The following is a 10,695-nucleotide window of genomic DNA, read 5'->3' on the forward strand; positions in this document are numbered from 1 at the left end:
TTTGTTGACTGTTGTTTTGATTTTTTTTGGTTGTATTTACTTCGCGGTTGCCTGTCTCCGTTCCTTCTTTCTTGGCAGAACTCGTCGGCGGCTTCCACACCGAATACTCCTCGCTGAAGTTCGCCATGTTCATGCTCGCCGAATACGTGAACATGGGCACCGTCTCGGCGCTGGCCACCACCCTGTTCCTCGGCGGCTGGAGCGCGCCGTGGCCGTTCAACATGATCGACGGCGCTGACGCGGGCTGGTGGGGCCTGCTGTGGTTCGTGGTGAAGCTGTGGTCGTTCATGTTCGTGTTCATCTGGCTGCGCGGCACCCTGCCCCGCCTGCGCTACGACCAGTTCATGCGGCTGGGCTGGCAATTGCTCATCCCGGTCTCACTGCTGTGGGTGATGGTGGTGGCGGCCGCGCGGTTGCTGCGCGCGGATGGCCACGAGTGGGCGATCACCGCGCAGGTCGTGCTCGGCGTGGTGGTCACGCTCGCGATGATCGGCATGTTCCTGCGGGCGGGCAAGCGGCGCGCCGAGGCCCCCGCGCCCGAGGACGAACCGCGCTCCGACGGCGCGGTGTTCCTCGGCTTCCCGACCCCGCCGATCCCCGCCGACACCTACCGGGTCGATCCGAAGGGCGGGCTGCTCGAGCCGCTGGCCGGGTTCGCCGTCACCGCGGGCACCATGTTCAAAAAGCCCATCACCGAGCAGTATCCCGAGGAGAAGGTTTCCACGGCGCCGCGCTACCACGGCAGGCACCAGCTCAACCGGTACCAGGACGGCCTGGAGAAGTGCATCGGCTGCGAACTGTGCGCCTGGGCGTGCCCGGCCGACGCCATCTACGTCGAGGGCGCCGACAACACCGAGCAGGAGCGCTACTCCCCCGGCGAACGCTACGGGCGGGTGTACCAGATCAACTATCTGCGCTGCATCGGCTGCGGCCTGTGCATCGAGGCGTGCCCGACCCGCGCGCTGACCATGACCAACGACTACGAGCTCACCGACGACAACCGCGCCGGGCTGATCTACGAGAAGGACCGGTTGCTGGCTCCGCTCACCCCGTCGATGCAGGCCCCGCCGCACGCCATGGCGCCCGGCGCCACCGAGGCCGACTACTACCTCGGCCTCGTCGCAGGCGCGGACGCCTGCGGCGAATCGACGAACGGCGCCGCCACGCCCGCGGTCACCGCACCGGCCGTCGCCGCCGCGGAAGGGGGCGCCCGATGAACACGCTCATGGCCGCGGAAACCCTTGCCGCCGAAACCCTCACCCGGACCTCCACCGGCGAGGCGGTGCAGTTCTGGATCCTCGCGCCGCTGGCCGTGCTCGGCGCGCTCGGCACCGTGTTCGCCGCCAAGGCGGTGCACTCGGCGATCTGCCTGGCGGCCACCATGATCGCGCTGGCGGTCATGTACATCGCCCAGGACGCGCTGTTCCTGGGCGTGGTGCAGATCGTCGTCTACACCGGCGCGGTGATGATGCTGTTCCTGTTCGTCATGATGCTGGTCGGCGTGGATTCCGCGGAGTCGTTGCGGGAGACGATCCGCGGGCAGCGGGTGGCGGCCGCGGTGGTCGGTGTCGGTTTCGGTCTGTTGCTGATCGCCGGGATCGCGATCGGCATCCGCGAATCCGGGGTGGTGTTCCCCGGCGGCGGGTTCCCCGGTCGCGACGTGATCGCCGAACTCGCCGAGTTGATCTTCCTGCGCTACGTGTGGGCGTTCGAGCTGACCGGCGCGCTGCTGATCACCGCCACCCTCGGCGCGATGCTGCTGGCGCACCGGGAGAACTTCGGCGGCCGCCGCACCCAGCAGGAGCTGGCGCGCAGCCGATTCCGCGACGGCGTCTCCCGCGCCACCCCGCTGCCCACCCCCGGCGTCTACGCCAGGCACAACGCCGTCGACATCCCGGCCCGCCTGCCCGACGGCTCCTTCGAGGAGCTGTCGGTGTCCACGATCCTGCGCCACCGCCGCACCAGGGCCCTCACCGAGGCCGCCGTCCTTTCGGTCGGCTCCGAGGAGCCCACCGGCGACGACGGCGCGGGCGCGCGGGCGGCGCGGCGTCCCGATTCCGCCGATGAGGAAGGCACCCGGTGAATCCAGAGAACTACCTGTTCCTGTCCGCCCTGTTGTTCACCATCGGCGCGGCCGGAGTCCTGTTGCGGCGCAACGCCATCGTGGTCTTCATGTGTGTGGAGCTGATGCTCAACGCGGTGAACCTGGCGTTCGTCACCTTCGCCCGGCTACACACGAATCTGGACGGTCAGGTGATCGCGTTCTTCACGATGGTGGTCGCCGCCGCCGAGGTGGTCATCGGCCTGGCGATCATCATGAGCATCTTCCGCACCCGCCGCTCGACCTCGGTCGACGACGCCAGCCTGCTGCGGTTCTGAGATGGACGGTACCGAGATGACCACCGCCCCGCTGTATCTGCTGCCCGCGCTGCCGCTGGCCGGTGCGGCCGTCCTGCTGCTGCTCGGCCGCCGCGCCGACCGCTGGGGCCACCTGCTGGCCACCCTCACCGCCCTCGGCTCGTTCGCCGCGGCGGGCTGGGCGTTCGCCGACATGCTCGGTCGCGCCGAAGCGGCCCGCGCCGTACAGGCCGAACTGTTCACCTGGGTGCCGGTGGCGAGCCTGCAGGTCGACTTCGCGTTGCGCCTGGATCAGCTGTCGATGTGCTTCGCCCTGCTGATCACCGGCGTCGGCACGCTCATCCACGTCTACTCGATCGGCTACATGCGCACCGACGAGGGCCGCAGGCGATTCTTCGCCTACCTCAACCTGTTCCTGGCCGCCATGCTGATCCTGGTGCTGGCGAACAACTACCTGGTCCTGTACCTGGGCTGGGAGGGTGTCGGTCTGGCCTCCTACCTGCTGATCGGGTTCTGGTTCCGCAAGCCGTCGGCGGCAACGGCCGCCAAGAAGGCGTTCGTGGTCAACCGGGTCGGCGACATGGGTCTGGCGCTGGCCATGATGGTCATGTTCGCCACCTTCGGCTCGGTCGACTTCGACGGTGTGTTCACCGCCGCGCCCGGCGCGAGCGAGGCCACCCTCACCGCCATCGGCCTGTTGCTGCTGCTGGCCGCCTGCGGCAAGTCCGCGCAGGTGCCGTTGCAGTCCTGGCTCGGCGACGCGATGGAAGGCCCCACCCCGGTCTCGGCGCTCATCCACGCCGCCACCATGGTCACCGCCGGCGTCTACCTGATCGCCCGCTCCAACGCCGTGTTCGACCTCGCGCCCGGCGCGCGGCTGGCGGTGGTGCTGGTCGGCGCGGTGACGCTGATGTTCGGCGCGATCATCGGCTGCGCCAAGGACGACATCAAGAAGGCGCTGGCCGCCTCCACCATGAGCCAGATCGGGTACATGGTGCTCGCGGCGGGCCTCGGGCCTGCCGGTTACGCCTTCGCCATCATGCATCTGCTCACCCACGGCTTCTTCAAGGCCGGGCTGTTCCTCGGCGCGGGCTCGGTGATGCACGCGATGGACGACGAGACCGACATGCGCCGCTACGGCGGGCTGCGCAAGGCGCTGCCGATCACCTTCGTCACCTTCGGTCTCGGCTACCTGGCCATCATCGGCGTCCCCCCGTTCGCGGGCTTCTTCTCCAAGGACAAGATCATCGAGGCGGCCTTCGGTTCCGGCGGCGCGGGCGGCTACGCCCTCGGCGCGGTGGCGCTGCTCGGCGCGGGCCTGACCGCCTTCTACATGACCCGCGTCATGCTGATGACCTTCTTCGGCGAACGCCGCTGGGCGCCCGACACCCACCCGCACGAGGCGCCGGTGTCCATGACCGGTCCGATGATCCTGCTGGCGCTGGGCTCCATCGCCTCGGGCGCGCTGCTGGTCTTCAACGGCGCGCTGCAGAACTGGCTGGAGCCGGTGGTCGGCGCCCCGCACGGCGAGCACGCGGTCCCGCCGATCGTGGTGACCGCCCTCGCCCTCGGCGTGGTCGCGGTCGGCGCCGCGCTGGCCTACCAGCGGTACGGCCGTGCCGAGATCCCCCGCACCGCACCGGAAGCCGCGAGCTTCGCGACGGTGGCCGCGCGCAAGGATCTCTACGGTGACGCGGCCAACGAGGCGCTGCTGATGCGCCCCGGCCTGCACCTGACCCGCTCGCTGGTGTTCGTCGACAACCGCGGCATCGACGGGCTGGTCAACGGAATCGCCGCGTTCATCGGCGGCCTGTCGGCGCGGGCGCGCCGCGTGCAGACCGGTTTCGTGCGGTCCTATGCCCTGTCCATGTTCACCGGCGCGGCCCTGGTGGCCGCCGCCCTGGTGGCGGTGCGCATCCTGTGAGCGAGGCGAGCATGAGTGGATTTCCCTGGTTGAGCGTCCTGTGGCTGCTGCCGGTCGCCGGCGCGCTGGTGGTGCTTGTGCTGCCGCCGGCGTGGCGCACCCTGGCCCGCGCGATGGCGCTGGCGGTGTCGGTGGGTGTGCTGGCGGTGGCGGTCGCGCTCGCGGTGGCCTTCGAACCGGGTGGCGCGCAATACCAGTTCGTCGAATCCCAGGAGTGGATTCCGGCGTTCGGCGCGGGCTACACCCTCGGCCTGGACGGCATCGCCCTGGTGCTGGTGCTGCTGACCACCGCGTTGGTGCCGCTGCTGATCCTGGCGGGCTGGCACGACGACAAGCAGGCAGGCGGCGGCCCGCGCGCCGCGCACATCTACGTCGCGCTGACCCTGCTGGTCGAGGCGATGGTGCTGATGAGCTTCCTGGCCCTGGACATTCTGCTGTTCTACGTGTTCTTCGAGGCCATGCTCATCCCGATGTACTTCCTCATCGGCGGCTTCGGTCCGCGCACCGGGGAGGCGGCGGTGCGGGCGGCGCGGTCGCGGGCTGCGGTGAAATTCCTACTCTACAACCTGCTGGGCGGGTTGATCATGCTGGCCGCGGTGATCGGGTTGTACGTGCTGACCGCCCGTGACGGACTAGGCGCGAACGGCGGCGGCACCTTCGATCTGCGGGTGGTGGTCGAAGCCGCCAATTCCGGTGGGCTCGGCGCTGATCCGGCGGTGCTGAACGCGCTGTTCCTCGGGTTCATGTTCGCGTCCGCGGTGATGGCGCCGCTGTGGCCGCTGCACACCTGGCTGCCGGACGCGGCGGTGGCGGCGACCCCGTCGAGCGCGGTGCTGATGATGGCGGTGGTCGACAAAGTCGGCACCTTCGGCATGCTGCGCTTCTGCCTGACGCTGTTCCCCGAGGCGTCGGGAACCTACGCACCGCTGGTGATCACGCTCGCGGTGATCGGCATCCTCTACGGCGCGCTGCTGGCCATCGGGCAGACCGATGTCATGCGCCTGATCGCCTACACCTCGATCTCGCACTTCGGGTTCATCATCCTGGGCATCTTCGCCATGACCAGCCAGTCCCAGTCCGGGGCTACGCTGTACATGGTCAACCACGGCATCTCCACCGCCGCGCTGTTCCTGGTGGCCGGATTCCTGGTGTCGCGGCGCGGCAGCCGGTTGATCGCCGACTACGGCGGCGTGCAGAAGGTGGCTCCGGTGCTGGCGGGCACGTTCTTCATCGCCGGTCTGGCGACGCTGTCGCTGCCGGGTCTGGCCCCGTTCGTCAGCGAATTCCTGGTGCTGGTCGGCACGTTCAGCCGCTACCAGGTGGCGGCGGTGTTCGCGACCGGCGCGCTGGTGCTTGCCGCGATCTACGTGCTGTGGATGTACCAGCGGATGATGACCGGCCCGGTGAAGCAGGGCAACGAGAAACTGCCCGATCTGGTGCCGCGCGAACTGCTGGTGATCGCTCCGCTGATCGCGGCGCTGCTGTTCCTCGGCCTGTACCCGCGGGCGGTGCTCGACTATGTCGATCCCGCGGTGGGGCAGACCCTGACGACCATCGGGCGCGATGATCCCGCGCCGTCGGTGCCCGCGCCGGTCGCTGGTGCGCCGGAGCTCGAGGAAGAAGGTGGACACCGGTGACCGAGTTCGCGACGTATCCGCTGGCCGCGGCGCTGCCCGCCCCGAGCGTCGAATACGGGGTGCTCGCGCCGATGCTGATCGTGTTCGGCGTCGGTGTGGCGGGCGTGCTGGTCGAGGCGTTCGCGCCGCGGGCCTGGCGGTACCGCATCCAGCTCGTCCTCGCCGTCGCCGGTCTGGTGGTGGCGTTCGTGGCGGTGGTCGCGTTGGCGGGCACCGAGCAGACGGCGGTGGCCGGTGCGGTCGCCGTGGACGGGGTGACGTTGTTCTTGCAGGGCACGCTGCTGGTGGTGTCGCTGCTCGCGGTGCTGCTCATGGCCGAACGGCGGGCCGAGGCCGCGTCGGTGCGGTCGGGTCCCGGCACGTGGAGCCGGGCGGCGGCGACAGCGACGGCGACGGCCGAGCGCGGTTTCGACGCGTTCGCCCCGCAGGCGGCGGCGGTGCCGGGCAGCGCCGACGAGCGGGCCGCCACCCGCGCGGGTGCGCTGGCGACCGAGGTGTTCCCGCTGACCATGCTGGCCGTCGGCGGCATGCTGTTGTTCCCGGCCGCGAACGATCTGTTGACCATGTTCGTCGCGCTCGAGGTGCTGTCGTTGCCGCTGTATGTGCTGTGCGGTCTGGCCAGGCGCAGGCGGTTGATCTCCCAGGAGGCCTCGCTCAAGTACTTCCTGCTCGGCGCGTTCTCGTCGGCGTTCTTCCTCTACGGCGTCGCGCTGCTGTACGGGCAGGCGGGCACGGTCCGGTTGTCCGGTGTGGCGGCGGCGATCGCCACCCAGGACGGTGATCCGCTGCTCGGCCTGCTCGGGTTGGCGATGCTGGCGGTCGGGCTGTTGTTCAAGATCGGTGCGGTGCCGTTCCAGGCGTGGGTGCCCGATGTGTACCAGGGGGCGCCGACGCCGGTGACGGCGTTCATGGCGGCGGCCACCAAGATCGCGGCGGTCGGCGCGCTGGCGCGGGTGCTGTATGTGGCGGCGCCTGGGTTGGTCGACGACTGGCGTCCGGTGCTGGCGGCGGTCGCCATCGCCACCATGGTGGTGGGCGCGGTGCTGGCGGTGACGCAGATCGATGTGAAGCGGATGCTGGCGTATTCGTCGGTCACCCACGCCGGCTTCCTGCTGACGGGTCTGCTGTCGGCCGACGCGGCCGGGATCGCGGCGACGCTGTTCTATCTCGCCGTCTACGGTCTGAGCACGGTGGGCGCGTTCGCGGTGGTCACGCTGGTGCGCGAGGGCACCGACGAGGAGGCCACCGGGCTCGGCCGCTGGGCCGGTCTCGGCCGTCGCTCCCCGTGGACGGCAACGGTTTTCGCGCTGCTGCTGCTCTCCTTCGCCGGTCTGCCGTTGACCAGCGGGTTCATCGCCAAGTTCGCCGTGTTCAACGCCGCTGCCTCCGGGTACGGCGCCTCCGTCGTGGTGGTCGGCGTGCTGTGCAGCGCGGTGGCGGCGTTCTTCTACATCCGGGTCATCGTCATGATGTTCTTCACCGACCCGCCCGCCGATGCCCCCGAGGTCCGCTCCCCCGCCCCGACCTGGGCGCTGATCCTGCTGACCGGGATCGGCACCCTGGTGTTCGGCCTGTACCCGCAGCCGCTGCTGGATCTGGCCGAGCAGGCGGCGGTGTTCGTCGGCTGAACGGTCACGTCCGCCTCGGCTGTCGGGTCGTCGCGGTGGCGCGCGGTGCCGCCGCACCGAGGGCGGTGAGGGTGGCGCGGATGGCCGGGCTGTCGTCGGCGCTGCTGCGCCAGGCGGCGTGCACTTCGCGGGTGGGGGTGCGTTCGAGGGGGCGGGCGATGAGGTCGGCGCCCAGTGGTGGGCGGGCCAGGCGCGGGATGAGGGCGAGGACGCGGTCGGCGGCGACGAGGGAGAGCTGGGTGGCGAAGTCGTCGATGAGGTGGCGGACGTCGGGTTCGGCGGTCTGGTCGGCGAACAGGCGGCGGAACCACTGGTGGCAGACGGTGCCGGGCGGGCTGGTGACCCAGCTGTGGCCGAGCAGGTCGTCGCCGGTGAGCGGGCGGTCGTGGGCGGCCAGCGGGTGGTCGCGGTGCATGACGACGTCGCCGGTGTCGGTGTGGATGTGGCGGCTGGTGAGGGTGGCGGGCACGGGGGCGGGCAGGCCGTCGGCGTCGTGGACGAGGGCGAGGTCGGCGGTGCCCGCGGCGACGCTGTGCAGGGCCTGGGCGGGGTCCTGTTCGGTGATGTGCAGGCGCAGGTCGGGGCAGTCGGCGGCGAGCCGGGTGAGGGTGGGGGCGAGCAGGCCGCGGGCGGCGGTGGAGAAGGCGGCCACGCGCAGGGTGCCGCGGGGTGCGCCGTCGGCGACGGAGCGGGCGGCCTCGGCGCAGCGTTCGAGTGCCAGGAACACTTCGGGTGCGGCGTCGACGAGGGCGACACCGGCGGCGGTGAGCACCACGCCGCGTCCGGCGGGCGCGAGCACGGGCACCCCGATCTGTTGTTCGAGCCGTTTGATCTGCTGGGATACGGCCGAGGCGGTGAAGCCGAGTTCGTCGGCGGCGCGGGCCAGGGTGCCGAGCTCGGCGACCGAGCGGAGTGCGCGCAGGGCGCCGACATCAATCATGAAGCAAAGCTAATCGATATCCTCCAGAAAGCTTCGCTGGACCCCAGGAGTTGGGCGGGCGAGGATCGAAGCCATGATCGAGACCCAGCACCGTGCGGCCGAGCTGTTCGGCAGGAATCTTGTGGCTCTGGTGACCCCCATGCGCCCCGACGGCTCCATCGACGAGGCGAGCCTGGGCAAGCTGGTGGAGCATCTGATCGGTTCCGGCTGCGACGGTCTGGTCGTGGTCGGCACCACCGGCGAATCGCCGACGGTCAGCGACACCGAGGCCTTCGGGTTGGTCCGGGCGGTGTCCACGGCGGCGGCGGGGCGGGCGAAGGTGATCGCCGGTGTCGGCTCCTACGACACCGCGGCGAGCGTGCGGCGGGCCCGCGAGGCCGAGGCGGCGGGCGCGGACGCGCTGCTGCTGGTGTGCCCGTACTACTCGAAGCCCGCGCAGGCAGGGGTGGTGGCGCACTGCCTGGCGGTCGCCGACGCCACCGAGCTGCCGGTCATGCTCTACGACGTGCCCGCCCGGGTCGGGATCGCCATGGCGGCGCAGACCCTGATCGAGCTGGCGGCGCATCCGCGGATCGCGGCGGTCAAGGACGCCAAGGGCGACCTGTTCGAGGCCATGACGGTCATGGGCCGCACCTCGCTGGCCTACTACTGCGGCATCGACGAGCTGAACCTGCCGTACCTGGCGTGCGGGGCGACCGGGGTGGTGAGCGTGGTCGGCAATGTGGCCGCCGACCGGATCGGCGAACTCATCCGCGCGGTGGACGCCGGTGATCTGGCGGCCGCGCGGTCGATCCACACCTCGCTGATCCCGCTGACCGATGCGATGATGCGCGCCTCGCAGGGCGCGGTCATGGCCAAGGCGGCGCTGGCCGAACTCGGTGTGGTCGAGCACGCGGCGGTGCGCCTGCCGCTGCTTGAGGCCTCCGAGACCGATCGCAAGGAGCTGCGGGAGGCGATGAACGCCCTGGCCGTGCCCGCCTGATCCGTCGACGACCCGGCAGTGCGGTCCGGCTACCCGCTGACCGCCTGCCGCGGCGGCGCTTTCGCGGCGGCGACCGCGAGCGACAGGAGCAGCAGAGCGGTCGCGCCGCAGGCGGCGGCCACGACCGGCAGCAGGCCCGCACCGACACCGTCGAGGGTGAGGCCGCCGATGACGCCGCCCGCGGCGACGCCGAGATAGGTGCCGGATGTGTTGAGCGCCAGCGCCTGTGCGGCCACGGGCCCGGCGAGCAGGTGCAGGCGGGCCTGGATTGCCGGGGAGTTCCAGAAGCAGATGCCGCCCCAGAAGACGCCGACCACGACGAACACCGGGTACGGCACCGGACGGACGGGATAGAAGCTCACCAGCAGCGCCATGATGGCGATGAACACGCCGATGCCGATGACCAGGGTGCGGTCGGGTCCCCAACGGTCGGTGGCCCTGCCACCCGCCCAGATGCCCGCCATGCCCGCGACACCGGCCACGCCGAAGCTCAGCGCGCGCTGGTCGATGTCGGCTTCGGTGACCACGGCCAGCCAGGGCGCCATGTAGGTGAGCATCATCATCGAACCGGTCATGAGCACACAGTTCGCCAGCAGGCCGAGGCAGACCGGTGCGGCGGCCAGGGTGCGCAGCTGGTCGCGCAGGCTCGGCGTATCCCTGATCTCGTAGCTTTCGCTCGGGAGGGTGGCGAGCAGGAACGCCAGCGCGGCGGCGCCTGCCACGGCCATGGCGAGGAAGGTCGCGCGCCAGCCGTGGTGGCCGCCGAGCCACGTGCCGATCGGCACGCCGGCGGCGATCGATCCGGTGACGCCGAGCGAGACGACGGCGACGTAGCGGCCGATGTGGGTGTGCGGGGCTCGTTCGGCGGCGTAGGCGAACACCGCCGGGGTGCAGGCCGCGGCCGCGAGCGCCGCCAGTATCCGCAGGGCGACGAGCACACCGAAGCCGGTGGCGCCGGCCGCCAGCAGGTTGGCGGCGACGAAGACGGTGAACGAGCCGGTGAACAGCCACCGTCGCGGTACCCGAGCCAGGGTGACGCCGGCGATCGGGGCGGCCAGGGCGACAGCGAGCGAGAACGCGGTGACCAGCTGCCCGGCCTGCGCTTCGCTGACACCGAGGTCGAGCGCGATCTCCGGCAGCACACCGGCGATCACGTAGTCGTCGGTGTAGAAGACGAACGCCGCGGCGAGCAGGGCCAACAGCCAGACGGGCACTCGCGGGTCTCC

At 70.7% G+C, this 10,695-nt stretch carries 9 protein-coding genes and 1 pseudogene; 8 read left to right on the forward strand and 2 right to left on the reverse strand.

What is annotated here, in order from left to right; translation table 11 throughout:
• Positions 1 to 26 precede the first annotated feature (26 nt).
• The 7 genes and pseudogenes from QH283_RS30180 to nuoN form a co-directional block, all read left to right on the forward strand.
• A pseudogene (locus tag QH283_RS30180) lies at positions 27 to 392 on the forward strand (NADH-quinone oxidoreductase subunit H); the annotation flags it as partial.
• 282 nt (positions 393 to 674) lie between these two features.
• Positions 675 to 1,217: an NADH-quinone oxidoreductase subunit NuoI gene (gene nuoI / locus QH283_RS30185; protein ID WP_348538272.1), complete on the forward strand. Its 543-nt coding sequence runs from the start codon at positions 675 to 677 to the stop codon at positions 1,215 to 1,217.
• Positions 1,214 to 2,083, forward strand: coding sequence for an NADH-quinone oxidoreductase subunit J (locus tag QH283_RS08690; protein ID WP_280502506.1), 870 nt, complete (start codon positions 1,214 to 1,216; stop codon positions 2,081 to 2,083). The genes nuoI and QH283_RS08690 overlap by 4 nt, the downstream gene beginning before the upstream one ends.
• Positions 2,080 to 2,379, forward strand: a complete 300-nt coding sequence (gene nuoK, locus QH283_RS08695; protein WP_280502507.1) for an NADH-quinone oxidoreductase subunit NuoK — start codon at positions 2,080 to 2,082, stop codon at positions 2,377 to 2,379. The genes QH283_RS08690 and nuoK overlap by 4 nt, the downstream gene beginning before the upstream one ends.
• 16 nt (positions 2,380 to 2,395) lie before the next feature.
• Positions 2,396 to 4,282: an NADH-quinone oxidoreductase subunit L gene (gene nuoL / locus QH283_RS08700; protein ID WP_280502513.1), complete on the forward strand. Its 1,887-nt coding sequence runs from the start codon at positions 2,396 to 2,398 to the stop codon at positions 4,280 to 4,282.
• A gap of 11 nt (positions 4,283 to 4,293) precedes the next feature.
• The gene (locus QH283_RS08705) at positions 4,294 to 5,919 is read left to right on the forward strand and encodes an NADH-quinone oxidoreductase subunit M (protein WP_280502508.1); all 1,626 of its coding nucleotides are present in this window, start codon (positions 4,294 to 4,296) and stop codon (positions 5,917 to 5,919) included.
• A gap of 71 nt (positions 5,920 to 5,990) precedes the next feature.
• Positions 5,991 to 7,547 carry an NADH-quinone oxidoreductase subunit NuoN gene (nuoN, locus tag QH283_RS08710; protein WP_414689627.1) on the forward strand — a complete coding sequence of 519 codons (1,557 nt, stop codon included), beginning with the start codon at positions 5,991 to 5,993 and terminating at the stop codon, positions 7,545 to 7,547.
• A gap of 4 nt (positions 7,548 to 7,551) precedes the next feature.
• On the opposite strand, the gene QH283_RS08715 is transcribed toward nuoN, so the two are convergent.
• A complete protein-coding gene (locus tag QH283_RS08715; RefSeq protein ID WP_280502510.1) occupies positions 7,552 to 8,487 on the reverse strand; it encodes a LysR family transcriptional regulator in 936 nt (311 codons plus the stop codon).
• Positions 8,488 to 8,560: 73 nt separating this feature from the next.
• On the opposite strand from QH283_RS08715, the gene dapA reads away from it, so the two are divergent.
• Complete coding sequence (gene dapA, locus QH283_RS08720) at positions 8,561 to 9,469, forward strand: 4-hydroxy-tetrahydrodipicolinate synthase (protein WP_280502511.1); 909 nt, start codon at positions 8,561 to 8,563, stop codon at positions 9,467 to 9,469.
• A gap of 29 nt (positions 9,470 to 9,498) precedes the next feature.
• Here the strand turns inward: dapA and QH283_RS08725 are convergent.
• A partial coding sequence (locus tag QH283_RS08725; RefSeq protein WP_280502512.1) for an MFS transporter occupies positions 9,499 to 10,695 on the reverse strand: 1,197 nt, incomplete at its 5' end.

The organism is Nocardia farcinica, from assembly GCF_029867845.1.
GTDB classification, from domain to species: Bacteria; Actinomycetota; Actinomycetes; order Mycobacteriales; family Mycobacteriaceae; genus Nocardia; species Nocardia farcinica_A.

Bases quoted from the DNA above. Each gene is read 5' to 3' on its own strand.
- QH283_RS08705 (WP_280502508.1), top strand. From the start codon at position 4,294: ATGAGTGGATTTCCCTGGTTGAGCGTCCTGTGGCTGCTGCCGGTCGCC.
- nuoL (WP_280502513.1), top strand. From the start codon at position 2,396: ATGACCACCGCCCCGCTGTATCTGCTGCCCGCGCTGCCGCTGGCCGGT.
- QH283_RS08715 (WP_280502510.1), bottom strand. From the start codon at position 8,487: ATGATTGATGTCGGCGCCCTGCGCGCACTCCGCTCGGTCGCCGAGCTC.
- QH283_RS08690 (WP_280502506.1), top strand. From the start codon at position 1,214: ATGAACACGCTCATGGCCGCGGAAACCCTTGCCGCCGAAACCCTCACC.
- nuoI (WP_348538272.1), top strand. From the start codon at position 675: ATGTTCAAAAAGCCCATCACCGAGCAGTATCCCGAGGAGAAGGTTTCC.
- nuoN (WP_414689627.1), top strand. From the start codon at position 5,991: ATGCTGATCGTGTTCGGCGTCGGTGTGGCGGGCGTGCTGGTCGAGGCG.
- dapA (WP_280502511.1), top strand. From the start codon at position 8,561: ATGATCGAGACCCAGCACCGTGCGGCCGAGCTGTTCGGCAGGAATCTT.